The organism is Streptomyces sp. NPDC030799, from assembly GCF_055572255.1.
Map to the genome: position 1 here is coordinate 174,727 of NZ_JBVIDS010000016.1, position 25,713 is coordinate 200,439.

28 protein-coding genes are annotated in these 25,713 nt (G+C 69.1%); 14 read left to right on the forward strand and 14 right to left on the reverse strand.

Annotated features, from left to right (window positions below):
* Positions 1 to 78 precede the first annotated feature (78 nt).
* On the reverse strand, positions 79 to 1,863 hold the full coding sequence (gene thiC, locus ACZ41I_RS34335) for a phosphomethylpyrimidine synthase ThiC (RefSeq protein WP_468515882.1): 1,785 nt from the start codon (positions 1,861 to 1,863) through the stop codon (positions 79 to 81).
* A gap of 251 nt (positions 1,864 to 2,114) precedes the next feature.
* Between thiC and ACZ41I_RS34340 the strand changes: the two genes are divergently transcribed.
* Complete coding sequence (locus ACZ41I_RS34340) at positions 2,115 to 3,560, forward strand: YibE/F family protein (protein ID WP_468515914.1); 1,446 nt, start codon at positions 2,115 to 2,117, stop codon at positions 3,558 to 3,560.
* 98 nt (positions 3,561 to 3,658) lie between these two features.
* Here ACZ41I_RS34340 and ACZ41I_RS34345 read toward each other — a convergent pair whose 3' ends face one another.
* The 4 genes from ACZ41I_RS34345 to ACZ41I_RS34360 form a co-directional block, all read right to left on the reverse strand.
* Positions 3,659 to 4,096, reverse strand: a complete 438-nt coding sequence (locus ACZ41I_RS34345; protein WP_399767243.1) for an SsgA family sporulation/cell division regulator — start codon at positions 4,094 to 4,096, stop codon at positions 3,659 to 3,661.
* Between the two features lie 99 nt (positions 4,097 to 4,195).
* Positions 4,196 to 5,110 (reverse strand): IclR family transcriptional regulator, encoded by a 915-nt coding sequence (locus ACZ41I_RS34350; RefSeq protein WP_399766901.1) that lies wholly within the window; start codon positions 5,108 to 5,110, stop codon positions 4,196 to 4,198.
* Positions 5,111 to 5,330: 220 nt separating this feature from the next.
* On the reverse strand, positions 5,331 to 5,543 hold the full coding sequence (locus ACZ41I_RS34355) for a DUF5326 family protein (RefSeq protein ID WP_363214090.1): 213 nt from the start codon (positions 5,541 to 5,543) through the stop codon (positions 5,331 to 5,333).
* A 151-nt stretch (positions 5,544 to 5,694) separates the two neighbouring features.
* Positions 5,695 to 6,012 carry a cupin domain-containing protein gene (locus ACZ41I_RS34360; protein ID WP_069779870.1) on the reverse strand — a complete coding sequence of 106 codons (318 nt, stop codon included), beginning with the start codon at positions 6,010 to 6,012 and terminating at the stop codon, positions 5,695 to 5,697.
* Positions 6,013 to 6,073: 61 nt separating this feature from the next.
* On the opposite strand from ACZ41I_RS34360, the gene ACZ41I_RS34365 reads away from it, so the two are divergent.
* From ACZ41I_RS34365 to ACZ41I_RS34390, 6 genes are all read left to right on the forward strand, one after another.
* A complete protein-coding gene (locus ACZ41I_RS34365) occupies positions 6,074 to 6,451 on the forward strand; it encodes a phage holin family protein (protein ID WP_363214091.1) in 378 nt (125 codons plus the stop codon).
* 6 nt (positions 6,452 to 6,457) lie between these two features.
* Complete coding sequence (locus tag ACZ41I_RS34370) at positions 6,458 to 6,949, forward strand: low molecular weight protein-tyrosine-phosphatase (protein ID WP_468515883.1); 492 nt, start codon at positions 6,458 to 6,460, stop codon at positions 6,947 to 6,949.
* Positions 6,946 to 8,094, forward strand: coding sequence for a cystathionine gamma-lyase (locus ACZ41I_RS34375; RefSeq protein ID WP_399766892.1), 1,149 nt, complete (start codon positions 6,946 to 6,948; stop codon positions 8,092 to 8,094). Before ACZ41I_RS34370 ends, ACZ41I_RS34375 begins: the two co-directional genes overlap by 4 nt.
* Positions 8,095 to 8,309: 215 nt before the next feature.
* The gene (locus ACZ41I_RS34380) at positions 8,310 to 9,215 is read left to right on the forward strand and encodes a LysR family transcriptional regulator (protein ID WP_363214095.1); all 906 of its coding nucleotides are present in this window, start codon (positions 8,310 to 8,312) and stop codon (positions 9,213 to 9,215) included.
* Between the two features lie 88 nt (positions 9,216 to 9,303).
* Positions 9,304 to 9,786 (forward strand): NUDIX domain-containing protein, encoded by a 483-nt coding sequence (locus tag ACZ41I_RS34385; protein ID WP_023548662.1) that lies wholly within the window; start codon positions 9,304 to 9,306, stop codon positions 9,784 to 9,786.
* A 171-nt stretch (positions 9,787 to 9,957) separates the two neighbouring features.
* Positions 9,958 to 10,824 (forward strand): GNAT family N-acetyltransferase, encoded by an 867-nt coding sequence (locus tag ACZ41I_RS34390; protein ID WP_468515884.1) that lies wholly within the window; start codon positions 9,958 to 9,960, stop codon positions 10,822 to 10,824.
* Positions 10,825 to 10,897: 73 nt separating this feature from the next.
* Here the strand turns inward: ACZ41I_RS34390 and ACZ41I_RS34395 are convergent, their stop codons facing one another.
* Both ACZ41I_RS34395 and ACZ41I_RS34400 read right to left on the reverse strand, forming a co-directional pair.
* Positions 10,898 to 11,317, reverse strand: a complete 420-nt coding sequence (locus ACZ41I_RS34395; protein WP_363214097.1) for a GlcG/HbpS family heme-binding protein — start codon at positions 11,315 to 11,317, stop codon at positions 10,898 to 10,900.
* A 111-nt stretch (positions 11,318 to 11,428) separates the two neighbouring features.
* A complete protein-coding gene (locus tag ACZ41I_RS34400) occupies positions 11,429 to 12,637 on the reverse strand; it encodes an MFS transporter (RefSeq protein WP_468515885.1) in 1,209 nt (402 codons plus the stop codon).
* Positions 12,638 to 12,779: 142 nt separating this feature from the next.
* On the opposite strand from ACZ41I_RS34400, the gene ACZ41I_RS34405 reads away from it, so the two are divergent.
* A complete protein-coding gene (locus ACZ41I_RS34405; protein ID WP_363214099.1) occupies positions 12,780 to 13,238 on the forward strand; it encodes a MarR family winged helix-turn-helix transcriptional regulator in 459 nt (152 codons plus the stop codon).
* A gap of 64 nt (positions 13,239 to 13,302) precedes the next feature.
* Here the strand turns inward: ACZ41I_RS34405 and ACZ41I_RS34410 are convergent, their stop codons facing one another.
* A complete protein-coding gene (locus ACZ41I_RS34410; protein WP_399766879.1) occupies positions 13,303 to 14,688 on the reverse strand; it encodes a serine hydrolase domain-containing protein in 1,386 nt (461 codons plus the stop codon).
* A 181-nt stretch (positions 14,689 to 14,869) separates the two neighbouring features.
* Between ACZ41I_RS34410 and ACZ41I_RS34415 the strand changes: the two genes are divergently transcribed.
* Positions 14,870 to 15,595, forward strand: coding sequence for a dienelactone hydrolase family protein (locus tag ACZ41I_RS34415; RefSeq protein ID WP_399766876.1), 726 nt, complete (start codon positions 14,870 to 14,872; stop codon positions 15,593 to 15,595).
* 40 nt (positions 15,596 to 15,635) lie between these two features.
* On the opposite strand, the gene ACZ41I_RS34420 is transcribed toward ACZ41I_RS34415, so the two are convergent.
* Positions 15,636 to 16,316 carry a TetR/AcrR family transcriptional regulator gene (locus tag ACZ41I_RS34420; RefSeq protein ID WP_468515886.1) on the reverse strand — a complete coding sequence of 227 codons (681 nt, stop codon included), beginning with the start codon at positions 16,314 to 16,316 and terminating at the stop codon, positions 15,636 to 15,638.
* A 79-nt stretch (positions 16,317 to 16,395) separates the two neighbouring features.
* Here ACZ41I_RS34420 and ACZ41I_RS34425 point away from each other — a divergent pair, with 79 nt between their 5' ends.
* On the forward strand, positions 16,396 to 17,511 hold the full coding sequence (locus ACZ41I_RS34425; protein ID WP_399766870.1) for an FAD-dependent oxidoreductase: 1,116 nt from the start codon (positions 16,396 to 16,398) through the stop codon (positions 17,509 to 17,511).
* A gap of 20 nt (positions 17,512 to 17,531) precedes the next feature.
* Here the strand turns inward: ACZ41I_RS34425 and dnaB are convergent, their stop codons facing one another.
* The gene (dnaB, locus tag ACZ41I_RS34430) at positions 17,532 to 19,010 is read right to left on the reverse strand and encodes a replicative DNA helicase (RefSeq protein ID WP_363214105.1); all 1,479 of its coding nucleotides are present in this window, start codon (positions 19,008 to 19,010) and stop codon (positions 17,532 to 17,534) included.
* A 482-nt stretch (positions 19,011 to 19,492) separates the two neighbouring features.
* Between dnaB and ACZ41I_RS34435 the strand changes: the two genes are divergently transcribed.
* The gene (locus ACZ41I_RS34435; RefSeq protein ID WP_468515887.1) at positions 19,493 to 20,830 is read left to right on the forward strand and encodes an MATE family efflux transporter; all 1,338 of its coding nucleotides are present in this window, start codon (positions 19,493 to 19,495) and stop codon (positions 20,828 to 20,830) included.
* A 119-nt stretch (positions 20,831 to 20,949) separates the two neighbouring features.
* Here the strand turns inward: ACZ41I_RS34435 and rplI are convergent, their stop codons facing one another.
* From rplI to rpsF, 4 genes are all read right to left on the reverse strand, one after another.
* Positions 20,950 to 21,396, reverse strand: a complete 447-nt coding sequence (gene rplI / locus ACZ41I_RS34440; RefSeq protein WP_399766864.1) for a 50S ribosomal protein L9 — start codon at positions 21,394 to 21,396, stop codon at positions 20,950 to 20,952.
* Between the two features lie 18 nt (positions 21,397 to 21,414).
* Entirely contained in the window at positions 21,415 to 21,651 is a 237-nt protein-coding gene (gene rpsR, locus ACZ41I_RS34445; RefSeq protein ID WP_003949403.1) for a 30S ribosomal protein S18, read from the reverse strand.
* Positions 21,652 to 21,710: 59 nt separating this feature from the next.
* Entirely contained in the window at positions 21,711 to 22,289 is a 579-nt protein-coding gene (locus ACZ41I_RS34450; RefSeq protein WP_363214108.1) for a single-stranded DNA-binding protein, read from the reverse strand.
* A 75-nt stretch (positions 22,290 to 22,364) separates the two neighbouring features.
* Positions 22,365 to 22,655, reverse strand: coding sequence for a 30S ribosomal protein S6 (rpsF, locus tag ACZ41I_RS34455; protein WP_009189556.1), 291 nt, complete (start codon positions 22,653 to 22,655; stop codon positions 22,365 to 22,367).
* A gap of 271 nt (positions 22,656 to 22,926) precedes the next feature.
* Here rpsF and ACZ41I_RS34460 point away from each other — a divergent pair, with 271 nt between their 5' ends.
* The 3 genes from ACZ41I_RS34460 (at position 22,927) to ACZ41I_RS34470 (ending at position 25,660) form a co-directional block, all read left to right on the forward strand.
* Entirely contained in the window at positions 22,927 to 23,244 is a 318-nt protein-coding gene (locus tag ACZ41I_RS34460; RefSeq protein ID WP_399766860.1) for a hypothetical protein, read from the forward strand.
* A 179-nt stretch (positions 23,245 to 23,423) separates the two neighbouring features.
* Positions 23,424 to 24,545 (forward strand): peptidoglycan bridge formation glycyltransferase FemX, encoded by a 1,122-nt coding sequence (gene femX / locus ACZ41I_RS34465; protein WP_363214110.1) that lies wholly within the window; start codon positions 23,424 to 23,426, stop codon positions 24,543 to 24,545.
* 83 nt (positions 24,546 to 24,628) lie between these two features.
* On the forward strand, positions 24,629 to 25,660 hold the full coding sequence (locus ACZ41I_RS34470) for an alanine racemase (RefSeq protein WP_468515888.1): 1,032 nt from the start codon (positions 24,629 to 24,631) through the stop codon (positions 25,658 to 25,660).
* Positions 25,661 to 25,713 lie beyond the last annotated feature (53 nt).

The following is a 25,713-nucleotide window of genomic DNA, read 5'->3' on the forward strand; positions in this document are numbered from 1 at the left end:
GCCGCACTCCCGCCGGCCCCCCGGCCGCACCGGACGCCTCAAGGGGCGACCCGGCGCGGCGAGTTGCTCCCGCCTGTCTCAGTCGGCGATCGGCAGATACACCCTGTTGCCGCTCGCCGCGAACTCCTTCGACTTCTGGGCCATGCCCTCCTCGATCTCGGCGCGGTTGCCGCCGTGTTCGCGGCGGATGTCCTGCGAGATCTTCATGCTGCAGAACTTCGGTCCGCACATGGAGCAGAAGTGGGCCGTCTTGGCGGGCTCGGCCGGCAGGGTCTCGTCGTGGAACTCCCGTGCCGTGTCCGGGTCCAGAGCGAGGTTGAACTGGTCCTCCCACCGGAACTCGAAGCGGGCGTCGGACAGCGCGTCGTCCCACTCCTGGGCTCCCGGGTGTCCCTTGGCGAGATCGGCCGCGTGCGCGGCGATCTTGTAGGTGATGACGCCGGTCTTGACGTCGTCCCGGTTGGGCAGGCCCAGGTGCTCCTTGGGCGTTACGTAGCAGAGCATCGCCGTGCCCCACCAGGCGATCATCGCAGCGCCGATGCCGGAGGTGATGTGGTCGTACGCCGGCGCGATGTCCGTGGTCAGCGGGCCGAGCGTATAGAACGGAGCTTCATCGCAGATCTCCTGCTGAAGGTCGATGTTCTCCTTGATCTTGTGCATCGGGACGTGTCCCGGGCCCTCGATCATCGTCTGTACGTTGAAACGCCTGGCGATCCGGTTGAGTTCCCCGAGGGTTCGCAATTCCGCGAACTGTGCCTCGTCGTTGGCGTCCGCGATCGAGCCCGGCCGCAGACCGTCGCCCAGCGAGTACGTGACGTCGTAGGCGGCGAGGATCTCGCACAGCTCCTCGAAGTTCTCGTACAGGAACGACTCCTTGTGGTGTGCCAGGCACCACGCGGCCATGATCGAGCCGCCGCGCGAGACGATGCCCGTCTTGCGGTTGGCGGTGAGCGGGACGTACGGCAGCCGCACGCCCGCGTGGACCGTCATGTAGTCCACGCCCTGCTCGGCCTGCTCGATGACGGTGTCCTTGTAGATCTCCCAGGTCAGTTCCTCGGCCCGGCCGTCAACCTTCTCCAGCGCCTGGTAGAGCGGCACCGTGCCGATGGGGACGGGGGAGTTGCGCAGCACCCACTCACGCGTCGTGTGGATGTTGCGGCCGGTGGAGAGGTCCATGACCGTGTCGGCGCCCCAGCGGGTCGCCCAGGTCATCTTCTCCACCTCCTCCTCGATGGAGGAGGTCACCGCGGAGTTGCCGATGTTGGCGTTGACCTTCACCAGGAACCGCTTGCCGATGATCATCGGCTCGATCTCCGGGTGGTTGACGTTGGCCGGCAGTACCGCCCGGCCTGCCGCGATCTCCTCGCGGACCACCTCGGGAGAAACGTTCTCCCGGATGGCCACGTACTCCATCTCCGGGGTGATCTCGCCCCGACGGGCGTACGCGAGCTGCGTCACGGCCTCTCCGCTGCGGCCCCGGCGCGGCTGACGCGGCCGTCCGGGGAAGACCGCGTCCAGATTGCGCAGCCCGCCACGCGGCGAGGTGTGCTTGATGCCGTCGTCCTCGGGACGGACGGGACGGCCCGCGTACTCCTCGGTGTCGCCGCGGGCGATGATCCAGTTCTCCCGCAACGGCGGCAGGCCCCTGCGGACATCGATATCAACGAGTGGATCGGTGTACGGGCCCGACGTGTCGTACAGCGTGACCGACTGCCCGTTGGTGAGGTGCACCTGGCGGACCGGCACGCGCAGGTCGGGGCGCGAGCCCTCGACGTACGCCTTGTGCCAGCCGATGGACTTCCCGGCCTCCTGGGACTTCTCGTCCTGAACGGAGGCAGGCGTGCGTGCGTCCTTGTTGGTCATGAGACCTACTCCCTACGCCGGCATTACCCGGTAACAGGTTCGGCGGTCGACGCAGCGGTTTCCGTCTGCCGACGTTTCCTGCGGAACATCGCCTGTTCCACGTGAAACATCGCGTGTACGGAGGTCAGCGCCCTCTCAGCCCGGTGCTCCGAGCTCCCGCGTGTGCAAAGGTGCCTCCACGCTAGCGTCATATGTGGCGCGGTGAACAGTGGGCCCCCCGCCGTTCTTGCAATGATCGGGCGGTGACCAGGATGGAGCAGTACCCCTATCAGCCGCACGAGCCGCACCATCGAGAGGGCTCGGGGCAGGCAGCCGGCTTCGGCGGGAGCGGCGGCGACCAGGGTCCCGAGCGGGGATCCGGTGGGGACGACGGCCGCGGTCACGGCCGCGGGCACAGTCACGCGCACGGCCACAGCCACAGCCACGGTCCCGCGGCCCCGGTCTCCCAGCACCTGCGCAAGGTCATCGCCGCGATCCTGGTCCCGTTCACCGCGGCGGTCGTCGTCGGGCTGCTGGTGCTCTGGCCCGGGGGAGCCCCGGCCCACAAGCGCACCGGCGTCGGCTTCGACCGGGAGACACAGCAGGCCACGGTCACCAGGGTCGTCGAGGTGAGCTGCCGGTCGGTGAACGCCTCCGGTGACACCCCGACCGGCGACACCTCCACCGCCGAGGGCGCCTCGGCGCAACAGGAAGCGAAGGGACGCTGCAAGAAGGCGACCGTCCGGGTCGACACCGGCAAGGACAAGGGCCGTACGTTCACCGAGATCGTGCAGCCGGACCAGACCCGGCAGTTGCACCAGGGCGAGAAGGTCGTGGTCGCCTACGAGCCTTCGGCACCGAAGGACCTGCAGTACTCGGTGGCGGATGTGAACCGCAAGTTCCCCATGACACTGCTCGCGGGGATCTTCGCGCTCGCCGTGGTGGTGGTCGGCAGGCTCCGCGGCGTCATGGCGCTCATCGCACTGGCGGTGAGCTTCCTGGTGCTGACCCTGTTCATCCTGCCCGCGATCCTCCAGGGTTCGAACCCGCTGCTCGTGGCAGTGGTCGGATCGAGCGCCATCATGCTGATCGCCCTGTACATGTGCCACGGCCTGTCGGCGCGGACGTCGGTGGCGGTGCTCGGCACGCTGATCTCCCTGTCGCTGATCGGTGCACTCGGGTCCCTCTTCATCGGCTGGGCCGCCCTGACCGGCAACACGGACGACAACACCGGCCTGATCCATGGCCTGTATCCGTCGATCGACATGAGCGGCCTGCTGCTGGCCGGCGTCATCATCGGCTCGCTCGGTGTCCTGGACGACGTGACCGTGACCCAGACGTCAGCCGTCTGGGAGCTGCACGAGGCCAATCCGTCAATGGGCTGGCGCGGGCTGTACCGGGCCGGCATCCGTATCGGCCGCGACCACATCGCCTCCGTGGTCAACACCCTTGTCCTCGCCTATGCCGGTGCCGCGCTGCCGTTGCTGCTGCTGTTCTCGATCGCGCAGAGCAGTGTCGGGACCGTGGCCAACAGCGAACTGGTGGCCGAGGAGATCGTGCGCACGCTGGTGGGCTCGATCGGTCTCGTCGCCTCGGTCCCGGTCACCACCGCGCTCGCCGCCCTGGTGGTCTCGGCCGACCGCGCCAGCGGGGACGCCCCGGCCCCGGCGCCGCCCGTGACCGCACGCGGTGGCCGCGGCCGGCGCCGGAAGCGGTGAGCCCGAGCTGAACGGTCCGGGACAGGGCGCCACGCAGAAGCGTTACTTCATGCGTCCACGCGGCATGGTGGAGCGCTCGGCGATCCTGCCGTAACGCTTCAGCCCGCGCTCTGCTCCTCGGCCAGAATGCGGTCCAGTGCCTCCTCCAGATGGGCGTCGAAGTCGGCCAGGGCGCCCTCCTGGCCCAGCGGCACGAGCTTGTCCGTACGGTCCAGGAAGGCCACCAGTGGAGGCGCGGAGGACCGGAACAGCGCCTGGTCGCAACCGACCTGAAGCCTGATCAGCACCTCGCCCAGCACATCGGTACTGACCGGAGCAATGTGCACGTCCCCTTCCCCGCACGGCCGGCCGACGCCGTCGATCAGCAGCTCACGGCCGAACGCCCACGTCACCGGGGCGTCACCGGGCAGATGAAAGGTGAGCCGCACGGCATAGGGATCACTGGTCTCGTAGCGCAACTCCACCGGGATACGGAAGGAGAGTTCCTCCGACACGAGAAAGCTCATCATGACCTCTGCCTGTACGGACTCGCGCATCGTCCATCCCGTCATATGACATCACTGGCCGGGTTTGATCCCCTGTAGCCGTGGTCAAATCTTGCTGAACGTACACGGGAGATCACAAGGAGTAAGTTTTCAGATACTGATAGAGAGGGTGAGTGTCCCCAGATGCCGCCCGATCTCCGTCTGCAGCCGACGGGCGGCGGGCAGCAGCCGGTCGGCCTGGTCGGCCGGCAGCGACATGGCCATCGTGGCCACGGTCGTGCCGACCGTGATCGGCACCGCCGCGCAGACCGTCCCCAGCACGTACTCCTGACGCTCCACCACCGGCTCCATGCGCGGCATCCGGGCCAGCCGCCGCAACAGGGCATCGTTGTCGCGCACGGTGTACGGCGTGAGGGACTGGACGGGGTAGCGGGCGAGGTGGTCGCGGCGGGCGTCCTCGTCCAGTTGGGAGAGCAGACACTGCCCGATGGCGTGCGCGTGGCCGGTCTCGCGGAAGTCGGCCCACTCTTCGACCGCCGGCGCCTCGGGGGAGTCGGAGACGCACATGACCTCGATCTCGCCGTCCCGGTACATCGCGTAGTACACCGGCACCCCGATGGCATCGCGCCAGTGTGCGAGCGTGTCGGCCACCGCGCTGCGACGTTTCTGCTGCGCTCCGCTGCTGCCCAGCCGCTCAGCCGCCTCGCCGAGGAAGAACAGCCCTCTCTCGCGGCGCAGATAGCCCTCGTGCACCAGGGTGCGCAGCAAGTGGTACGTCGTCGGCAGGGCCAGGCCCGTCTCCCGGGCGAGTTGCTTGGCGGGGGCGCCGTATCCGTGTGTGGCCACGGTCTCCAGCAGACGCATGGCGCGCTGGACGGACCCGATGAGCGTCGCGGCGGCCGGTGGTGCGGAGGTGTCGGCGGGATGCGGCGGCCCTGAGGCGCCGGTGCGGTGCGGCGGGGCCGAGGCGCCGCTGGGATGCGGTTGTTCGGGGACCGCAACGGTCGGCGGCCGCTGGGCGGGGGGTGCGGGGGGCTCTGCCGGTGTGGTGTCAACCGTGGCCAAGGAGTTACTCCCGGAGCGCGAGGGGCAGCCCGTGCGGAGGAGGAGCACGGAGGGGATCTGCGCCGCCCGCGGGGCCGGTCCCCGCGGGAGTTCCGGACTCTAACCGTCGGCCCCCGACCACAGACGGCCTCCCGGGGAAACTTCCCTCCCCCGAGGGAAACCGGTGATCACCTTGCCGGCAACCGGTGATCCCGTGAGCGGTCACCAGTTACCGCGGCCGTCACCAGTCGCTGCGTGACGAGGAGCCCGCCATGAACTTGCGCACGAGGTAGATGAGTCCGCCGACCAAGGCCACGAAGACCAGGGCCTTGAACAGCAGGTCGATCACGAACCCGACCACGGTCGCTATCAGGCCGCCGAACACGACCAGGGCGATGACCGGCACCGCGACCCACTTCACCCACCACGGCAGTCCCGCGAAGATCTCTCGCATCGCCCTCGTCCTTTGCGTTCTCGTACGTCTGTGTTGTCGGTACAGCGTTGGCGTTCTGTACTCGATGCTAGGTCCGCCAAGGGGCCCCGCGGGGGCCTCGCGTCCCTTGTCCTCCCCTGACCCGTCCCCTAGGGAACCCCGAGGTGCGGACTCACGCCTCAGGCGGAGAGAAGACGACGAGAACCCTCAGGTCCTCGCTGATGTGGTGGAACTTGTGGGCGACGCCGGCCGGCACGTAGACCACGCTGCCCCGCGCCACTTCGGTCGTCTCCAGGCCCACTGTGATCGACGCCCGGCCGCTCACGACGAAGTACACCTCGTCCTGGTTGTGCGGCTTCTGCGGGTCGTGCTCGCCCGCGTTGAGGGCGTACAGGCCGACGGACATGTTCCGCTCGCGCAGGAACTGAAGGTAGGCCCCCTCGTTGGCGGTGCGCTCCGCCTCCAGTTCGTCCAGCCGGAATGCCTTCATCGCCGTTGTCCGCCCTTTGCCACTCTGCTCGTCGTCGGTCCGGTCTGCCACGATCAGACACATGAAGAATTTCGTAGTCAAGACGATCGCCAACGCGGGCGCCCTGGCGGTCGCCGTGTGGCTGTTGGACAAGATCACTCTTACGGGTGACAGCACGGCCAGGAAGGCCGGCACGCTGGTGGTCGTCGCGTTGATCTTCGGCCTGGTGAACTGGCTGGTCAAGCCGATCGTGAAGGTGCTGACCTTCCCGTTGTTCATCCTGACCCTGGGCCTGATCACCCTGGTCGTGAACGCGTTGATGCTGCTGTTGACCTCCTGGGTGTGCGGCAAGCTCGATCTGAGCTTCCACGTGGAGGGCTTCTGGACGGCCGTGGTCGGCGGCCTGATCATCTCGGTCGTCTCCTGGGCCCTGCACATGGTCCTGCCCGATGAGGACTGAGCGGGCATGACCTACCGCGTCTGCTTCGTGTGCACCGGCAACATCTGCCGCTCCCCCATGGCCGAGTCCGTCTTCCGCGCGCGGGTGGCGGAGTCCGGCCTCGAGGACCGGGTGGAAGCCGACAGCGCCGGCACCGGCGGCTGGCACGAGGGCGAACCCGCCGACCCCAGAACCGTCTCGGTCCTCGAAGAGCACGGCTACGGCAGCGACCATGTCGCCCGCCAGTTCCAGCCGTCGTGGTTCTCCCGCCTCGACCTCGTGATCGCCCTCGACACCGGCCACCTCAAGGCCCTGCGCCGCCTCGCGCGCACGGAGGAGGAGGCGAACAAGGTCCGCCTCCTGCGCTCCTACGACCCCGCTGCGCGTGACGGCCTCGACGTGCCGGATCCGTACTACGGACACCGGAACGGCTTCGAGGAGTGTCTTGAGATGGTGGAGAGGGCGAGCACCGGCCTGCTCGCCGCCGTACGCGAGCAGCTGGAAGGACGGGCCGCATGAGCGACACCGCCAAGCACGAGGGCCGTAGCGGCGACGGCACGCGCGCGGTGCGCGCAGGACTGCCCGAGCCGGTCAAGCACGAGCCGACCCTGCCGGGACCGGTGTTCGCCGCGCACTTCCACCTGCCCGGGGAAGTGACGGGTCCGTACGCGTACGGCCGGGACGACAACCCGACCTGGACGCTGCTGGAGCGTGCCATCGGCGAACTGGAGGCACCCGGCCGGGACGACGTCGAGACGCTGGTCTTCGCCTCCGGCATGGCGGCGACCTCGTCCGTGCTGTTCTCCCAGCTGCGCGCGGGGGACGCGGTCGTACTGCCCTCCGACGGCTACCAGGTGCTGCCGCTGGTCCGCACCCAGCTGGAGGCGTACGGCATCGAGGTGCGCACCGCACCCACCGGCGGCGACGCACAGCTGGAGGTTCTCGACGGAGCACGGCTGCTGTGGATCGAGTCCCCGGCGAACCCGGGGCTCGACGTGTGCGACATCCGGCGGCTGGTGGAGGCGGCCCACGCACAGGGCACCCTGGTGGCCGTCGACAACACCCTCGCCACCCCGCTCGGCCAGCGCCCGCTGGAGCTCGGTGCCGACTTCTCCGTGGCCAGCGGCACCAAGCAGCTCACCGGCCACGGCGACGTGCTGCTGGGCTACGTCACCGGTCGCGACGCCGAGGCGATGGCCGCCGTACGGCGCTGGCGCAAGATCGCCGGAGCGATCTCCGGGCCCATGGAGGCCTGGCTCGCGCACCGGTCCATCGCCACGCTCCAGCTGCGCGTCGACCGGCAGAACGCCACCGCCCTCGCGGTCGCCAAGGCCCTCAAGCAGCGGCCCGAGGTGTCGGACCTGCGCTATCCGGGGCTGCCCGACGACCCCTCGCACAAGATCGCCTCGGAGCAGATGCGCCGCTACGGCTGCGTGGTCTCCTTCACGCTGTCCACGCGCGCGCGTGCCGAGCGTTTTCTCCAGGCCCTGCGCCTCGTCGAGGACGCGACGAGCTTCGGCGGCGTACGTTCCACGGCCGAGCGCCGCCGCCGCTGGGGCGGGGACGCCGTCCCGGAGGGATTCATCCGCATGTCCGTGGGCGCCGAGGACCCCGAGGACCTGATCGCCGACCTGCTGCGCGCCCTGGACGAGTCCGCCGAGTGAGCCCGTCCCCTTCGCCCACTGATGTCGCGGGACGGTCCGAGCCTCCCCCCTCGTGGCTCGGACCGCCATCGGTTCCGCGTGCGAAGAACCGCGCGCACAAGGCTAGTTGACTCTGTGTCAGTGTCCAATCACGCTAGCGACAGAGACCTATCGACTTATTTATAGTTGGGACCTGCCTGGGGCCGAAGGAGGGCAGGGATAGGGGAGGGCACGCCATGGATCTGGCCTTGTTGCGCACCTTCGTCACTGTGCACCGGGCTGGTTCCTTCACCCGCGCCGCCGCTCTGCTCGGCCTCTCCCAGCCCGCCGTCACCTCGCAGATCCGCACGTTGGAACGGCAGGTGGGCCGACCGCTCTTCCTTCGTCAGGCGCGCGGGGTGACCCCGACGACCATCGGTGACGAACTCGCGCACAAGGCCGCGCCCCATCTCGACGCCCTGGTGGAGATAGCCGAGAGAGGGCTGGACGACGAGTCCTCGCTCAGGACCCTGCACCTCGCCGGCCCGCCCGAGTTCACCGCCGAACGCGCCCTGCCCGCCCTGACGGAGCTGACCGGCGACGACGGCCAGGGTTTCGCACTCCGCGCCTCCTTCGGCACGGCAGAGGAAACCCTGGAAGGACTGGCCTCCGGACACCATGATCTGGCCATCAGCACAGCCCGACCGCGCGGTGCCCTGCTCACCGCGACTCCGCTGTGCGACGAGGAACACGTCCTGGTCGCCGCCCCTCGCTGGGTCGAGCGGATCGATACGGAGGCGTTGCGTCTGAAGGGTGCACCCGCGCTGGAGAATCTGCCCGTCGTCGAGGTCCACGAGTCCCTGCCGCTCGTCTCCCGCTACTGGGCCTCCGTCTTCGACTCCCGCCCCGCCGCCTCGGGTACGGTCATCGTCCCTGATCTGCGGGCTGTGCTCGCCTGCACGACCTCGGGTGCCGGACTCGCGGTGCTGCCCCGCTACCTGTGCGCTGCGGCCCTCAGCGAGGGCACGGTCGCGGCCCTGCACGACCCGGCGGTGCCGCCGCTGCGCACCTACTTCCTGGTGGTGCGGACCGGGACCCTCGCCATGCCCCCTATAGCGCGAGCTCACGAGTGGCTTCTGCGGGCGGCCACGACCTGGTGCTGAGGCACTGCCGCAGAGCGTCCACGGACGGCGGTCATGCGGTGACGCTTTGCGATGTTTCACGTGGAACCAGCCGGGCCACATTTCTCCCATGACCGTCCGACCCGTGGTCAAGCGCACCGCCCGTGCCGTTCTTCTGGACGGCGACGACCTGATCTTGATCAAGCGCACCAAGCCCGGTGTCGATCCCTACTGGGTCACTCCCGGTGGCGGGGTCGAGCCCGGAGATCCCACCGTCGTGGACGCCCTGCACCGGGAAGTGTCCGAGGAACTCGGCGCCAAGATCACCGATGTGGTCCCCTGCTTTGTGGACACTGTCGAGCACATCGGCGAGGACGGCGGCGCGACCGGCGTGAAGGTGCAGCACTTCTTCGTCTGCCGGCTGGAATCCATGGACCCGGCCCTGCGGCACGGCCCCGAAGTGGAGGAGCCGGCCGGTGAGTACGAGATCGTCCGCGTTCCCTTCACTCGCGTCGGCATCGCCTCCGTCCATCTGGTCCCCCTGTCGCTGCGCCACTACCTGGACGGCAACATCGAGGGCGTACGCGCCATGCACGCCCCCGACCTCGGTTGAGCAGCAAACAGGTCCTTGTCGGACAGGGCGTCCAACCGGCGGTCGGTGTTTCACGTGAAACACCGACCGCCGTCCACGGGCTGTGCATATGGCCACGGCATGACCAAAAGCACGTGTGTCTGCGTCGAAACGGGTGGACGCCGAGGGCGCCGGTCGGCCAGCCTGACCTGCGTGTCGACTCCTTCCCTCGCCGCTCTGCCCATCCGTCGTCTGACGCTTCGCGATCTCACCGCCTGCGCCGACTTGTCCGAGGACCGGGGGTGGCCACGCGAGGAACACAAGTGGGGGTTCCTTCTCGCGGCCGGAAAGGGCCTCGGCATCGACGATCCCCGGGGTGGTCTCGTCGCCGCGTGTGTCGTCACGGAGTACGGCTCGTGGGACCGCCCGGCTCTCGGCGCCATCGGCATGGTCCTGGTGGCCGAACGCCATGCCCGTCAGGGCGTCGGGCGCCGCCTGATGCGCCATGTCCTCTCGACCATGGGCCCCACCCCGCTCACCCTGCACGCCACGCCCAACGGCCGTCCCCTGTATGAGGAGCTGGGGTTCAAGGTGACGGGCCGGGCGGAGATGCTGATGGGCCACTTCGTGCCCGGCGGGCCGGAGACCGGCGTGCTCACCCGAGCGGCCACCGCCGAGGACCTTCCGGCGATCCTGCGCCTCGACGAGGAGGTCTTCGGCGCCGACCGCACCCCCCTGATCACCCGGCTGCCCGCCTTCGCCGACCAGTTGCGGGTAGCCGAGGAGAACGGCCGGATCATCGGCTACACGGCCGCGTGGCCCAATATGGACACCCACGTCGTCGGTCCGCTGATCGCCCGGGACACCGAGACCGCCCAGGCTCTCCTCACCTCGCTGGCGGCCCGTACGGACCGTCCGCTGCGCACCGACATCGATGTGCGCCATGAGGAGCTGCTGGCGTGGGCGAAGGCGCGGGGGCTGGCTTCCGTGGCCTTCAACGCGGTAATGACGTACGGCATCACGGACCTCCCGGGTAATTGGACCCGGCGGTTCGCGCCCCTGACCGTGGCCGCGGGCTGATCCCTCGTACGACGAGCGCCGGCCCCGCCGCGTCGTGCGGTGGAGCCGGCGCTGTCCGTCCGGGGCCGAGTGATCAGGCGAGCGCCCGCACCGCTGCGGTGGCGAAGCCGTGGTCCTGCTCCGGCGCACCGCCGCCGACACCGATCGCGCCGATCAGCCGGCCGTCCCGGTGGACGGGCACACCGCCCGCGATGAAGAGCAGGGGCCGGTCGAGGGCAGTGGGCAGCGTGTGGAACAGGCCGCCCGGCTGGACGGCGTCGACCAGGTCGGCGGTGGCGGCGTTCAGCTGGAGGGCGGTGTAGGCCTTGCGGGTGCTGGTCTCGCCGGAGATCAGCACGGCCCGGTCGTCCCGGCGGAAGGCGAGCAGATGGCCGCCGGCGTCCAGGACGGTCACGCTGACGGTGACCCCGGCGTTCTCGGCCGCGTTGCGGGCCGTGGCGACGAGCAGTTCGGCGTCCTCGATGGACAGCGGGGCGACGGCAGTGGTGCTCATGGAGGTTCTCTCCTCGGGTGTTGCTGAGATGGTTGCGTGCCGTACCGGAGGACGACCCCGGCACGGAGGCAGTGGGGTACGGGCGTTGAGGCGGGCCCGGATCCCAGGGGCTCAGTGGTGGACCGGCGTCTGCTGCCCAGCGGGCGTCCCGGAGGCGACCACGGTGCTGGGGGCACCGGCGCGCCGCTCCAGCGCCGACGAGAGCACGGCGAGGGCCAGGGCGGCCGCTGCGAGGGCGGCACCGACCCAGTTGGGGGACGTGTAGCCGAAGCCGGCCGCGATCACGATGCCGCCGAGCCAGGCGGACAGCGCATTGCCCAGGTTGAAGGCGCCGATGTTCACGGCCGACGCGAGCGTCGGGGCTCCGTGCGCCTGGTCGAGCACGCGCTTCTGCAGCGGCGGTACGGTCGCGAAGCCCAGGGCGCCGATCAGGGCGATCGTCACGGCCGCCGCGATCTTGTTGTGGGCGGTGAGCGTGAAGAGGGCCAGAACGAGGGCCAGGGCGCCCAGGGAGACGTACAGGATCGGCATCAGGGCGCGGTCGGCGAACCTTCCGCCGATGAGGTTGCCGCCGACCATGCCGAGGCCGAACAGGACCAGCAGCCAGGTGACCGAGCCGTCGGCGAAGCCGGCGACGTGCGTCATCATCGGCGCGATGTACGTGATGGCCGCAAAGACGCCGCCGAAGCCGAGAACGGTCATCGCCATGGCGAGCAGGACCTGGGCGTTCTTGAAAGCGGCCAGTTCGTGCCGCAGGTGCACGCCCTGGGGCCGCGGCACCTCCGGCACCAGCTTGGCGACGCCGGCGAGACCGATGACCCCGAGAGCGGCGACGACGCCGAAGGTGACGCGCCAGCCGGCGTACTGGCCGATGAGCGTGCCCAGCGGAACGCCCACGACATTGGCGAAGGTCAGGCCGGTGAACATCATGGCGATGGCGCCGGCCTTCTTGTCGGGCGTCACCAGCTCGGCCGCCACGACCGAGCCGATGCCGAAGAAGGCACCGTGCGCGAGGGAGGCGACCACACGTCCGAGCAGCATGATCGCGAAGGTGGGCGCCACGGCGGAGAGCAGGTTCCCGACGATGAAGAGGCCCATCAGCAGCATGAGCATCCGCTTGCGCGCGACCTTGGTGCCGAGCACGGTCATCAGCGGGGCGCCGATGACCACGCCGAGCGCGTAGCCCGTCACCAGGAGGCCCGCCGTGGGGATGGAGACTCCGAAGTCGCCCGCGACCTGGGGCAGCAAGCCCATGATCACAAACTCGGTCGTTCCAATTCCGAAGGCCCCGATCGCGAGGGCCACAAGCGCGAGAGGCATGGAGGGATACACCTTCCCAGAAGATTGCAGGAGCGCTTTGCGTGCGTTCACAATAGTTGCAGACGCCGTTTAATTGCAAGCGCGCACTATTGCGGGCGTGCTCTACCCTGGATGCAGCCGCTCCGGGACGGAGGAAACGCCAATGACAGCGACGGACCCCGCGCTCACCGCCCTCGCACAGGGCTGGTGCGCTCTCTCTGCGCTGCACGGAAGGATCGAGGCGCACATCGAGCGCGCCCTGCAGGCGAAGCACGACCTGAGCGTGCGCGAGTACTCCCTGCTCGATGTGCTGAGCCGACAGCACGACGGCGAGGGCGGCCATCTGCAGATGAAGCAGGTCGCCGACGCCGTCGTCCTCAGCCAGAGCGCCACCACCCGCCTGGTGACCCGACTGGAGGACCGAGGCCTGCTGGAGCGCTACCTCTGCCCCACCGACCGGCGCGGTATCTACACCAACGTCACCGAGACGGGTCTGCGGCTGCTGGAGGAGGCGCGACCGACCAATGACTCCGCCCTGCGTGAGGCTCTGGACGAAGCCTCCCGGAACCCTGAACTGGCCCCGCTCGTCCGGGTCGTGGAGTCCCTGAACGTACCGGCATGAGGTGCGCGCACGGGAGATCTTCCCTGCTCATCGAATCAGCGATCGGCACCCCGCCGCTCAGGAGCTAGCGGACACCACGCCACCCCTCGGGGTCCACTCCGCCAGGGATCGGCGCCTCAGCGTCGTACGGCTGCCGCGTGAACACGAAGGAGCCGAGGTCGAGGTGGCTCACGGCCCCGTCCGGACGTCGTACGGGCCGCAGCAGCTCTCCGGCGAAGTAACCCTCCAGGCCCGTCCAGCTGCCGTCACCGTTCGAGCGGAAGCGGGCGCGCCGGCCGCTGCCGGTCAGGGGGCCGAGTGCGAGCAGACCGTCGGCAGTCACCCGCAGGCCGAAGGCGTTGGTCCCCCAGTACCACTGCCCCGCCAGCTCCAGGACCGCCGGGTCGACCTCACGCAGCGGCCGCCACGGCTCCGGGATCCGCGGCTCCGCCTCGGCGACGATCCGGACGAGGTCCGCACCGACCGCTCCGAGCAGCGGTCCGCTCGTGCAGTTGGCGAGCACCACTGCCGCCACGTCGTCCTCCACGGCGATGGTGAGGTTCGCCAGGAAACCCGGCAGTGAACCGGAGTGCCCGACCAGAAGCCGGCCGTCGCGGCGCTGGATCTGCAGACCGAGGCCGTAGGTGGCCCCGTCCAGCAGGTCCGCGGCCTCGGCGGGCGCCGCGGGCGTACGCATCTCCCGCACCGACTCCGCACTCAGTACCCGGTCGTCCCCCACGGCCAGAAACGCGGCGAACCGCGCCAGGTCCCCCGTGGTCGACCACAGCTGACCGGCCGGCGCCATCCTGCCCAGGTCCTCCAGCGGCTCCGGCAGCATGGCGTCCGCCCACGGATGCACGGCCCATCCGCCGGCGTGCGGAGCCTCGGGCTGCATGCTCGTGCGGTGCAGACCGAGCGGCTCGAGGATCTCGCTGCGCAGCACCTCCTCCCAGGAAGCGCCACGCACCTCCTCCACCAGCGCGCCGAGCAGCGTGTAGCCGGGGTTGGAGTAGTGGTGCCGCCGCCCGACGGGGTGCAGCAGGGGCTGCTCGCCGAGCACATCGGCCAGTTCCGGGCGAAGGGTGCCCGGGGTCCGCTCCCACCAGGGGGCGGGCGACTCGGCCGCCAGTCCCGCGGTGTGCGCGAGCAGGTCCGCGATCGTCGCCTCGCCCGCGCCGGTACCCGGCAGATGCTTCTCCAGGAGATCACCGAGGTCGAGCAGGCCCTCGTCGCGCAGCCGCATCACCAGGACGGCTGTGAAGGTCTTGGTGATGGATCCGATCCGGTACTGCACGTTCTCGTCCGGGCCGTGGCCGTCCACCGAGGTGCGCGCCCCGTGCCACACGGCCCGCCCGCCCCGCACGACAGCCGCGACCAGCGACGGCGACCGCCCTTCGGCCTGTGCGACGGCGATCCGGTGCAGCAGGGCTCGTCGGGTCGTGGGCAGCAGATCTTCGTGGGGTGTCGTCATGGGCCCAGTCCACCGGGTGAAGCAGCGGCCGTCGAGTTGTTTCGCCGACGGCGTCCGCGGAGTACGACGCGCTCGGGCAGGCTGACCGCCCGAGCGTCCGCGATCACCGGGGCCGACGCGCTGTTCTGCCAACGGCGAAGACCGGCCCGGCCGGGCTCGACGATCACTACGGTCCAGGATCATGACGACGGTCACCACGCGCACGGTCACCTACCCGGCCGACGGCCTGACGATGGTCGGGCATCTCGCGCTCCCCGCCGGAGCCGACCGCCGGCCCGCAGTCCTGATCGGGCCCGAGGGCATGGGTCTCAGCGACGTCGAGCGCCGCCGTGCCGATGCCCTGGCTGAGCTGGGATACGTGGCGCTGGCCTTCGACCTCCACGGCGGACGCTATCGGGGCGACCCCGCGGAGATGCTGGACCGTTGCATGCCGCTGCTCGCCGACCCCGGGCGGATGCGGGGTATCGGCCGTGCGGCACTCGATGTGCTGCGTGCCGAGCCGCGGACCGACCCCGACCGGATCGCCGCCATCGGCTACGGCACCGGGGGCGCGATCGTGCTGGAACTCGGCCGCGACGGCGTCGACCTGCGGGCGATCGGGACGGTCAACGCCCTGACCACGGGCCGACCGGGCGAAGCGGCGCGCATCCGCTGCCCCGTGTGGGCCGGTGTCGGATCGGAGGACCCGATCATGCCCGCCGGCCAACGGGACGCCTTCGCCGCCGAGATGCAGGCCGCGGGCGTCGACTGGCGCCTCGTGGTCTACGGCGGCGCCTTGCACGCCTTCCACCACCCGCCGGTCGACCACCCCGTGGTCCCCGGCGTCGGCCACCACCCACGGCACGCGCAACGAGCCTGGCGCGACATTGTCGGCCTGCTCGCCGAGTGCCTGCCCGTGAGGGAGTGAGCCGAGAAGCCACACGATGTACAGGGCCCCGAACCGCGCGTCACCCTGAGAAGCGGGCTTCGATGCCGTCGAGCAGGAAGTCGAGGCCGATCCGGAAGGTGTGGTCGGCGTCCAGGTGGGCGGCATCGCGCACCACCTTGGCCAACGCGGGGAATCGGCCGGTGGCGAAGGTTCGCACCAGATAGGGCCCGAGTGAGGCCTGCCAACGCTTCTCGTCCATCCCGGTGGCCCGCTCGGCACGCCGCTCGGCGATCTCCCTGCGCACGGCGCCGATCACATACGCGTTGACCGCGCCGACCACCGGCATGACGGCGTCCAGGTCGATGTCGCCCAGTGCGGCCACCACGGTCTCCCCGGTGGCCAGCGCGTGCGGCCCGAGCTGGGGTCGGCCGCCCAGCAGATCGGCGAGCCATTCGTGCTCGTGAGCGGCGTGCCGAGTGGCTTCGGCAAGCGACCGGAGCACCTCCCGCCAGCCGTCTCCGACCGGCCTGATCTCGGCGTAGGCGGCGTCGACCATCAGGTCGAGCAGCTCCTCCTTGCCGGCGATGTAGCCGTACAGCCGCATCGGGCGGACGTCCAGCGCGGTGGCGACCTTGCGCAGCGACACCGCTTCCAGGCCGTCCGCGTCGGCCAGCCGGATCGCCGCGCGCACGATTCGTTCCCGGCTCAGCGGGGCCGGCACCGGTCGATTCGGCGGCTCCGGCCTCTCCCACACCAACATGCGGCCAACAATACATCGCATCGAGCGATACAGTGTATCGATCAGTACGGCGTATCGGCGTATCGAAGGAGGATCAACCATGGCCATTGCCATCGTCGGAGCCGGCCTCGGCGGCCTGGCTCTCGCCCGTGTGCTGCACGTCAACGGCATGGATTCCGTCGTGTACGAACGTGAAGCGTCACGGAGTGCGCGCAGTCAGGGCGGCATGCTCGACATCCACTCCGGCCAGCGGGCGTTGCGCGAGGCCGGTCTGATCGACCAGTTCTACGCAATTGCCCGTGGCGAGGGCCAGGACATGCGGCTTCTCGAGCCGGACGGCACCCTGCTGCTGCAGGAGGACACGCCCGAGGGCGCCCCTCTTGAGCGCCCCGAGGTGGACCGTGCCGACCTGCGCAACCTGCTGCTGGACTCTCTCCCTGAACACACGGTGCGCTGGGGGCACGCGTTCGAATCCGCCGACAATGGCGTGCTGTACTTCGCCGACGGCAGCAGTGCGACGTACGACCTGCTGGTCGGCGCGGACGGCGCGAACTCCCGGGTCCGCGCACTGCTCACCGACGCTCGCCCGGCGCACATCGGCCAGAACGTCGTCGAGGTCGGCATTCCCGACATCGACCGCACGCACCCCGACCTCGCGGCCATGGTCGGGCGCGGCAACTACTGGGTGCTCGGCAACGGAATATCCCTCGGGGCGCAGCGCAACGGCGACGGCCGCGTGCGCATCGGCCTCAGCTTCTACAACACCGCCGAGGACTGGTTCGACACCAGCGGGATCCCGTTCGACGACCCGGCCGCCGCCCGGGCACGGCTGATCGACCTGCTCACCGGCTGGGACTCACGGTTCACCGCCCTGATCGCGGCCTGCGACGACACGATCGTGCCGCGGTCGCTCACCGCTCTCCCGGCCGGCCTGACCTGGCCGTCGACGCCGGACATCACGCTGCTCGGCGATGCCGCGCACCTGATGCCGCCGGTGGGACAGGGCGCCAACATGGCGCTGCTCGACGGCGCCCTGCTCGGCCTCGCCCTGGCCGCGCACCCGGACGACCTTCCCGCCGCCGTCGAAGAATACGAACGCGAGATGTTCGAGCGCACCAGCGCTGCCGCCCGGATGTCCGCGGACATGCAGGAATTGCTGACGTCGCCGGACGCTGCCCGGAAAATGCTCGCATTCTTCCAGCCCGACGGTCCCTGAGACCCCGCAGTGTTGGGCGATCAGGTCTGGGCCATGTCCACGAAGCGGGAGTAGTGACCCTGGAAGGCGACCGTGATGGTGGCGGTGGGGCCGTTTCGGTGCTTGGCCACGATCAGGTCGGCCTCGCCCGCGCGCGGGGACTCCTTCTCGTAGGCGTCCTCGCGGTGCAGCAGGATGACCATGTCGGCGTCCTGCTCGATGGAACCCGACTCACGCAGGTCGGAGACCATCGGCTTCTTGTCGGTGCGCTGCTCGGGACCACGGTTGAGCTGCGAGAGCGCGATGACCGGGATCTCCAGCTCCTTGGCGAGCAGCTTGAGGTTACGGGACATGTCCGAGACCTCCTGCTGACGGCTCTCGGCGCGCTTGGAGCCACCCGACTGCATCAGCTGGAGATAGTCGATGACGACCAGCTTCAGGTCGTTGCGCTGCTTGAGGCGCCGGCACTTGGCGCGGATCTCCATCATCGACAGGTTGGGCGAGTCGTCGATGTAGAGCGGTGCGGCCGAGACGTCCGGCATGCGGCGGGCGAGCCTGGTCCAGTCCTCGTCGGTCATCGTGCCGGACCGCATGTGGTGCAGGGCGACCCGGGCCTCGGCGGACAGCAGACGCATCGCGATCTCGTTGCGGCCCATTTCCAGCGAGAAGATGACGCTCGGCAGGTTGTGCTTGATCGAGGCGGCCCGCGCGAAGTCCAGCGCGAGCGTCGACTTACCCATGGCGGGACGGGCCGCGATGACGACCATCTGGCCCGGGTGCAGGCCGTTCGTCAGCGAATCGAAGTCGGTGAAGCCGGTCGGCACACCGGTCATCTCACCGCTGCGCGAGCCGATCGCCTCGATCTCGTCGAGCGCGCCTTCCATGATGTCGCCGAGCGGCAGATAGTCCTCGCTGGTGCGCTGCTCGGTGACGGCGTAGATCTCGGCCTGGGCACGGTTGACGATCTCGTCCACGTCGCCGTCGGCCGCGTATCCCATCTGCGTGATACGCGTGCCCGCCTCGACCAGGCGGCGCAGGACGGCACGCTCGTGGACGATCTCGGCGTAGTACTCGGCGTTCGCCGCCGTCGGCACGGTCTGGACGAGGCTGTGCAGATACGCGGCTCCGCCGACCTTGTTGATCTCGCCGCGCTTGGTGAGCTCGGCAGCGATGGTGATCGGGTCGGCCGGCTCGCCCTTGGCGTAGACGTCCAGGATCGCCTGGTAGATCGTCTCGTGCGCCGGCTTGTAGAAGTCGTGGCCCTTGAGGATCTCGACGACGTCGGCGATGGCGTCCTTCGACAGCAGCATGCCGCCCAGCACCGACTGTTCGGCGTCCAGGTCCTGCGGCGGCACCCGCTCGAAGGAGGAGCCCCCGCCGTCCCAGGAGGCGTTCTCCCGGCCCCGGTCGTGCTGTTCCTCACGGCTCCGGCCGCCGTCACCGCGTCGCCGGGAGGCCGGCAGACGATCACTGGGTCCGGCATCGGCCCACGGATCGTCCAAGGGCTCGGAAATGCTCACCGAGCCACCTCCTCCCCGTCCGCAGGGCGGACCTCGCCGTGTCCTCTTTTGTACGGCACGGCACTGACAAATGAGAGGCCCAACTCCGGTTCCTACGCGTCGGGTTTGTGACGATTCCAGGACTGAGGGAAGGACGCTCCCCAGGCCTGGGGAAGGAGCGGGCGCCGGACCACGGTAGGCCCGTCGGCACCGTCAGCCAATCTGGTTATCCACAGGCCATGTGGACGACAGCCCCGATGCTGTGGAGAACTCGCCGAAACCTGTGCACGACCCGGTGGACAGCCCTGTGAACAAGCCCTCTCTCATACCCACCAGACCGCACTGACCTGCACCTTTACCGTCCACCGGCTGTGCAGAAGAAAAACTTCCCCAGTCGGACCAAGATCGTGTCGAACGGTGCGCCGAAGGACACACCCGCAAGGGCGGAGTAAGGGGCGCGAGCCATTTGCATCACTTACCTGTGGACGATTAGATTAGTGCTCATGACACAGGCTCCCGCGATACCCGAGGTCACCCGTCGGCGGCACGACAGAGAGATCGTCGCGCTGGCCGTCCCGGCCTTCGGCGCGCTCGTCGCCGAGCCTCTCTTCGTCATGGCGGACAGTGCCATCGTCGGCCATCTCGGGACCGCTCAGCTCGCCGGCCTGGGCGTTGCCTCAGCCCTCCTCACCACTGCGGTGAGCGTCTTTGTCTTCCTCGCTTACGCGACCACCGCCGCCGTGGCCCGGCGTGTCGGCGCCGGCGATCTGAAGGCGGCCATTCGCCAGGGCATGGACGGCATCTGGCTGGCGCTGCTGCTCGGCATCGCCGTCATCGCCGTCGTGCTTCCGCTGGCACCCGGCATCGTGGACCTCTTCGGCGCCTCCACAACCACGGCCCCTTACGCCACGACCTATCTGCGCATCTCCTCACTGGGCATCCCGGCCATGCTCATCATCCTTGCCGCCACCGGAGTGCTCCGCGGCCTGCAGAACACCAGGACCCCGCTCTACGTCGCCGGGGCAGGCTTCGTCGCCAACGGTGCACTCAATGCAGGACTCGTTTACGGCGCCGGTCTCGGCATTGCCGGCTCGGCCTGGGGCACGGTCATCGCACAGTGCGGCATGGCAGCCGTCTATCTGACCGTGGTCGTCCGCGGGGCTCGTCAGCACGAGGCTTCGCTTCGCCCGGATGTCGCCGGCATCAGTGCCTCGGCTCAGGCAGGCGTTCCGCTGCTGGTGCGCACGCTGTCACTGCGGGCGATCCTGATGATCGCGACAGGGGTGGCGGCGCATCTGGGCGACGCCGACATCGCCGCGCATCAGATCATCCTGTCCCTGTGGAGCCTTCTGGCCTTCGCTCTCGACGCGATAGCGATCGCGGGACAGGCCATCATCGGCCGCTGTCTCGGCGCGGACGACGCCCGAGGAGCGCGTGAGGCCTGCCGCCGCATGGTCCAGTGGGGCACCGCGACCGGGGTGGTGCTAGGTCTGCTCGTGGTGGCTGCCCGGCCGGTCTTCCTGCCACTGTTCACCAGCGACTCCGTGGTCAAGGACGCGGCACTGCCCGCCCTGCTGATGGTGGCGCTCTCGCAACCCGTCTGCGGGATCGTCTTCGTGCTGGACGGCGTACTGATGGGCGCGGGCGACGGGCCGTATCTGGCCTGGGCGATGGTCGTCACCCTGGCGGTGTTCGCTCCCATCGCACTGCTCGTCCCCACACTCGGCGGCGACCTCACCGCACTGTGGGCTGCGATGACACTCATGATGGCCCTTCGCATGCTGACCCTGTGGCTGCGCACCCGCTCAGGCCGCTGGATCGTCACGGGCGCCACCCGCTGACCGTTTCACGTGAAACAGGCCGGCTGTCGTGTTTCACGTGAAACATCCAGCTCATGTGAAGGGGGCCGCGCCCGTGAAGGCGCGGCCCCTTTCAGAGCTGCTCAAGCAGAGCGCAGCGATCAGGCCGCGATGACCTCGATGTTGACCTTGGCGGCAACCTCGGGGTGCAGACGCACGGACGTCTCGTGGGCGCCCAGGGTCTTGATCGGAGCGGACAGCTCGATGCGGCGCTTGTCGACCTCGGGGCCACCGGAAGCCTTGATCGCGGACGCGATGTCGGCCGGGGTGACGGAACCGAAGAGACGGCCGGAGTCGCCGGAGCGGACGGCCAGACGGACCTTCACGCCCTCAAGCTGGGCCTTGACCTGGTTGGCCTGCTCGATGGTCTGGATCTCGTGGATCTTGCGAGCGCGGCGGATCTGCTCGACGTCCTTCTCGCCACCCTTGGTCCAGCGGATAGCGAACTTCCGCGGGATCAGGTAGTTGCGAGCGTAACCGTCCTTGACGTCGACGACGTCGCCAGCGGCACCGAGGCCGGAGACCTCATGGGTGAGGATGATCTTCATGAGTCGGTCACCCTTCCCTTAGCGCGCGGTGGACGTGTAGGGCAGCAGCGCCATCTCACGGCTGTTCTTCACGGCCGTGGCGACGTCACGCTGGTGCTGCGTGCAGTTGCCGGTCACGCGGCGGGCACGGATCTTGCCGCGGTCGGAGATGAACTTCCGCAGCATGTTCGTGTCCTTGTAGTCCACGTACGTGACCTTGTCCTTGCAGAAAGCGCAGACCTTCTTCTTCGGCTTGCGCACAGGCGGCTTCGCCATGGTGTTTCTCCTGTGTGATCAAGAAGTTTGGGGTACGGCCCCGCCCTTGGTCCGAGGACCTAGAAGGGGGGCTCGTCCGAGTAGCCGCCACCGCCGCCGGAGCCTCCGCCCCAGCCGCCGCCACCCTGGTTGCCACCGGCGGGAGCGCCGGTCGCCCACGGGTCGTCGGCCGGAGCGCCGCCGCCCTGCTGGCCGCCACCGGGGCCCGAGCCCCAGCCGCCGCCACCCTGGCCGCCACCGCCGCCGTAACCGCCCTGGCCACCGCGAGCGCCACCGGCGGTCTTGGTGACCTTGGCCGTGGCGTTGCGCAGGCTGGGGCCGACTTCCTCGACGTCCAGCTCGTAGACCGTGCGCTTGACGCCCTCACGGTCCTCATAGGACCGCTGCTTCAGCCGGCCCTGCACGATGACGCGCATGCCTCGCTGGAGCGACTCGGCGACGTTCTCCGCCGCCTGGCGCCAGACCGAGCAGGTCAGGAACAGGCTCTCGCCGTCCTTCCACTCGTTCGTCTGGCGGTCGAAGGTGCGGGGAGTGGACGCGACGCGGAACTTCGCGACCGCCGCACCGGACGGGGTGAAGCGCAGCTCGGGGTCGTCGACAAGATTGCCGATGACCGTGATGACGGTCTCGCCTGCCATGGGGGAACCTCTCGGCGGGTTTGCTGCTGGCTGCTTGCTGCTACTCGAATCCCGAGATCAGCTGAGCGGAAGAGCTCAGTGGGTCTCGGGGCGGAGGACCTTGGTCCGGAGGACCGACTCGTTCAGGTTCATCTGGCGGTCGAGCTCCTTGACGACCGCAGGCTCGGCCTGCAGGTCGATGACCGAGTAGATGCCCTCGGGCTTCTTCTTGATCTCGTAGGCGAGACGACGACGGCCCCAGGTGTCGACCTTCTCAACCTTGCCGCCACCGTCACGGACGACGGACAGGAAGTTCTCGATCAGCGGGGAGACCGAACGCTCCTCGAGATCGGGGTCGAGGATGACCATCACCTCGTAGTGACGCATGTGGAACCCACCTCCTTTGGACTCAGCGGCCACGGTCGTTCCGTGGCAGGAGGGTTGTGATGCGTACGCAACGGTATCGGCCGCCACTGACAATCGGGGGTCCTGAAGGATCCCGCAGTGTTACCTGGGCAGGCGTGGGCAGACACCAGTGCAGACGGTACAGACTACCCGCACACCCGCTTCCGGTTGAAATCCGGGCGTGAAGACCGTCACCCTGTACACGTCGGGTGTGTACGGCGCTACTATGCGCCGCCTTCCGCAGGAGGTGCCCATGGCACAGACATTGCATCCCAACGTCGCCGGTTCCCTCTTCGCCACGGACGGCAAGGCTCGTCCGCTTCAGGACACCCTGATGGCGGTGACCTTCCTCCTCGGCGTGCTGTCCTTCGCCACGTCCTTCTTCCACGGCCTCCACCTGCTCAGCTCGTGGACAGGTCTGGTGGGTCTCGCCGTCGGCGTCTACGGACAGTGGATCTCGGTGACGACTCGGGAGCGATTCGTTCTGATCCTGGGTCTCGGCGCTGCGGGGGTGGGTTTCCTGATCAGCATGGCGCACGGCGGACTGTTCGGCGGAATCGTCGGCGGCTGAGCGCCGGACGACCTCCGTACAACGCCTTTTCGAACACCGCGGACCGCCCCGGCCGCCCGTCCGGCCGGGGTTAAGGCCCGTACGCCCAGTCGAGGCGTTCGCAAGGCGCAGTAGGCTTCGGCGCGAGAGCCGGAGCCCCTGTACCCATGGGGACACACCAGCCCGAGGAGCGCCCCGACATGAGCCTGACCCTGAGGACCATCAGCCGCGAGCAGCATCTGGCCTACATCCAGAGCCTGCCGTCGGCGAGCCACATGCAGGTCCCGGCCTGGGCCGATGTGAAGGCGGAGTGGCGCTCGGAGAACCTCGGCTGGTTCGACGACCGCACCGGCGAGATGGTCGGTGCCGGCCTGGTCCTCTACCGCCAGCTGCCCAAGATCAAGCGCTACCTCGCCTATCTCCCCGAGGGCCCGGTCATCAACTGGTTCGCCCCGAATCTGGACGACTGGATCCAGCCGATGCTGGCGCACCTGAAGCAGCAGGGCGCCTTCTCGGTGAAGATGGGCCCGCCGGTGATCATCCGGCGCTGGAACGCCGAGACGATCAAGAAGGGCATCCAGGACCAGGACGTCAAGCGGCTGCGCGACCTGGAGGCCGACTTCATCGAGCCGCGTGCCTTCGAGGTGGCGGACAAGCTGCGCCGTATGGGCTGGCAGCAGGGCGAGGACGGCGGCGCCGGCTTCGGCGACGTGCAGCCGCGCTATGTCTTCCAGGTGCCGCTGGCCAACCGCTCCCTGGAAGAGGTCCACAAGAACTTCAACCAGCTGTGGCGCCGCAACATCAAGAAGGCCGAGAAGGCCGGCGTCGAGGTCGTACAGGGCGGCTACCAGGACCTGGCCGAGTGGCAGCGGCTGTACGAGATCACGGCGGTGCGCGACCACTTCCGGCCCCGCCCGCTGTCGTACTTCCAGCGCATGTGGACGGCCCTCAACACCGAGGACCCGAACCGCATGCGGCTGTACTTCGCCCGCCACAACGGCGTGAACCTGTCCGCGGCGACGATGCTGATCGTCGGCGGGCACGTCTGGTACTCCTACGGTGCCTCCGACAACATCGGCCGTGAGGTCCGGCCCTCGAACGCGATGCAGTGGCGGATGCTGCGCGACGCCTACGCGCTCGGCGGCACCGTCTACGACCTGCGCGGCATCTCCGACTCGCTGGACGAGACGGACCACCTCTTCGGTCTGATCCAGTTCAAGGTCGGCACCGGCGGTCAGGCCGCCGAGTACCTCGGTGAGTGGGACTTCCCGCTGAACAAGCTGCTCCACAAGGCACTGGACATCTACATGTCGCGCCGCTGAGCGGCGGGCGTTTGATTCCATAGGCTTCACAGCGTTCACACCTCTGATACACCGCAGCCACGAGAAAGGTTCCAGGTCCGGCCATGGCGCTCACGCTCTACGTCGACACCGCGCGCTGGCGGGCGCACCACAAGCACGTGCACGAGCAGTTCCCGGGCCTGGTCCCGGTCTGCAAGGGCAACGGCTACGGCTTCGGGCACGAACGGCTGGCGGAGGAGGCGACGCGGCTGGGCGCGGACCTGCTCGCGGTCGGCACGACGTACGAGGCCGCGCGCATCAAGGACTTCTTCGGCGGTGACCTGCTGGTGCTGACGCCGTACCGGCGCGGCGAGGAGCCCGTGCCGCTGCCCGACCGGGTGGTGCGCTCCGTGTCGTCGGTCGACGGTGTGTACGGCCTGGTCGGCGCGCGGGTCGTCATCGAGGTGATGTCCTCGATGAAGCGCCACGGCATCAGCGAGCAGGATCTGCCCCAGCTGCACCAGGCCATCGAGAACGTCCGGCTGGAAGGCTTCGCCATCCATCTGCCGCTGGACCGCACCGACGGCTCGGACGCCGTCGAGGAGGTCATCGGCTGGATGGACCGGCTGCGCGCGGCCCGGCTGCCGCTGCACACGATGTTCGTCAGCCACCTCAAGGCCGACGAACTGGCCCGGCTGCAGCAGCAGTTCCCGCAGACACGGTTCCGTGCCCGCATCGGCACTCGGCTGTGGCTGGGGGACCACGAGGCGACCGAGTACCGCGGCGCCGTCCTGGACGTCACGCGCGTGACCAAGGGCGACCGGTTCGGCTACCGGCAGCAGAAGGCGGCCTCGGACGGCTACCTGGTGGTCGTGGCGGGCGGAACGTCGCACGGGGTGGGCCTGGAGGCCCCGAAGGCCCTGCACGGCGTGATGCCGCGCGCCAAGGGCGTCGCACGGGCCGGCCTCGCCACGGTCAACCGGAACCTTTCTCCGTTCGTCTGGGGGGGCAAGCAGCGCTGGTTCGCCGAGCCGCCGCACATGCAGGTGTCGATCCTGTTCGTCCCGTCGGACGCTCCGGAGCCGAGGGTCGGCGACGAGCTGGTGGCCCATCTGCGGCACACCACCACACAGTTCGACCGGCTCGTGGACCGCTGAGCCGGCCCGTACCGCAAGAGGCCGTACACGCAGTGTGCGTGTACGGCCTTCTT

What these genes read in the sequence shown, in the direction of transcription:
- thiC (WP_468515882.1), bottom strand. Translation starts at nt 1,863, where the DNA reads ATGACCAACAAGGACGCACGCACGCCTGCCTCCGTTCAGGACGAGAAG.
- ACZ41I_RS34340 (WP_468515914.1), top strand. Translation starts at nt 2,115, where the DNA reads ATGGAGCAGTACCCCTATCAGCCGCACGAGCCGCACCATCGAGAGGGC.
- ACZ41I_RS34345 (WP_399767243.1), bottom strand. Translation starts at nt 4,096, where the DNA reads ATGCGCGAGTCCGTACAGGCAGAGGTCATGATGAGCTTTCTCGTGTCG.
- ACZ41I_RS34355 (WP_363214090.1), bottom strand. Translation starts at nt 5,543, where the DNA reads ATGCGAGAGATCTTCGCGGGACTGCCGTGGTGGGTGAAGTGGGTCGCG.
- ACZ41I_RS34360 (WP_069779870.1), bottom strand. Translation starts at nt 6,012, where the DNA reads ATGAAGGCATTCCGGCTGGACGAACTGGAGGCGGAGCGCACCGCCAAC.
- ACZ41I_RS34365 (WP_363214091.1), top strand. Translation starts at nt 6,074, where the DNA reads ATGAAGAATTTCGTAGTCAAGACGATCGCCAACGCGGGCGCCCTGGCG.
- ACZ41I_RS34370 (WP_468515883.1), top strand. Translation starts at nt 6,458, where the DNA reads ATGACCTACCGCGTCTGCTTCGTGTGCACCGGCAACATCTGCCGCTCC.
- ACZ41I_RS34375 (WP_399766892.1), top strand. Translation starts at nt 6,946, where the DNA reads ATGAGCGACACCGCCAAGCACGAGGGCCGTAGCGGCGACGGCACGCGC.
- ACZ41I_RS34380 (WP_363214095.1), top strand. Translation starts at nt 8,310, where the DNA reads ATGGATCTGGCCTTGTTGCGCACCTTCGTCACTGTGCACCGGGCTGGT.
- ACZ41I_RS34385 (WP_023548662.1), top strand. Translation starts at nt 9,304, where the DNA reads ATGACCGTCCGACCCGTGGTCAAGCGCACCGCCCGTGCCGTTCTTCTG.
- ACZ41I_RS34395 (WP_363214097.1), bottom strand. Translation starts at nt 11,317, where the DNA reads ATGAGCACCACTGCCGTCGCCCCGCTGTCCATCGAGGACGCCGAACTG.
- ACZ41I_RS34400 (WP_468515885.1), bottom strand. Translation starts at nt 12,637, where the DNA reads ATGCCTCTCGCGCTTGTGGCCCTCGCGATCGGGGCCTTCGGAATTGGA.
- ACZ41I_RS34405 (WP_363214099.1), top strand. Translation starts at nt 12,780, where the DNA reads ATGACAGCGACGGACCCCGCGCTCACCGCCCTCGCACAGGGCTGGTGC.
- ACZ41I_RS34410 (WP_399766879.1), bottom strand. Translation starts at nt 14,688, where the DNA reads ATGACGACACCCCACGAAGATCTGCTGCCCACGACCCGACGAGCCCTG.
- ACZ41I_RS34415 (WP_399766876.1), top strand. Translation starts at nt 14,870, where the DNA reads ATGACGACGGTCACCACGCGCACGGTCACCTACCCGGCCGACGGCCTG.
- ACZ41I_RS34420 (WP_468515886.1), bottom strand. Translation starts at nt 16,316, where the DNA reads ATGTTGGTGTGGGAGAGGCCGGAGCCGCCGAATCGACCGGTGCCGGCC.
- ACZ41I_RS34425 (WP_399766870.1), top strand. Translation starts at nt 16,396, where the DNA reads ATGGCCATTGCCATCGTCGGAGCCGGCCTCGGCGGCCTGGCTCTCGCC.
- ACZ41I_RS34435 (WP_468515887.1), top strand. Translation starts at nt 19,493, where the DNA reads ATGACACAGGCTCCCGCGATACCCGAGGTCACCCGTCGGCGGCACGAC.
- rplI (WP_399766864.1), bottom strand. Translation starts at nt 21,396, where the DNA reads ATGAAGATCATCCTCACCCATGAGGTCTCCGGCCTCGGTGCCGCTGGC.
- rpsR (WP_003949403.1), bottom strand. Translation starts at nt 21,651, where the DNA reads ATGGCGAAGCCGCCTGTGCGCAAGCCGAAGAAGAAGGTCTGCGCTTTC.
- ACZ41I_RS34450 (WP_363214108.1), bottom strand. Translation starts at nt 22,289, where the DNA reads ATGGCAGGCGAGACCGTCATCACGGTCATCGGCAATCTTGTCGACGAC.
- rpsF (WP_009189556.1), bottom strand. Translation starts at nt 22,655, where the DNA reads ATGCGTCACTACGAGGTGATGGTCATCCTCGACCCCGATCTCGAGGAG.
- ACZ41I_RS34460 (WP_399766860.1), top strand. Translation starts at nt 22,927, where the DNA reads ATGGCACAGACATTGCATCCCAACGTCGCCGGTTCCCTCTTCGCCACG.
- femX (WP_363214110.1), top strand. Translation starts at nt 23,424, where the DNA reads ATGAGCCTGACCCTGAGGACCATCAGCCGCGAGCAGCATCTGGCCTAC.
- ACZ41I_RS34470 (WP_468515888.1), top strand. Translation starts at nt 24,629, where the DNA reads ATGGCGCTCACGCTCTACGTCGACACCGCGCGCTGGCGGGCGCACCAC.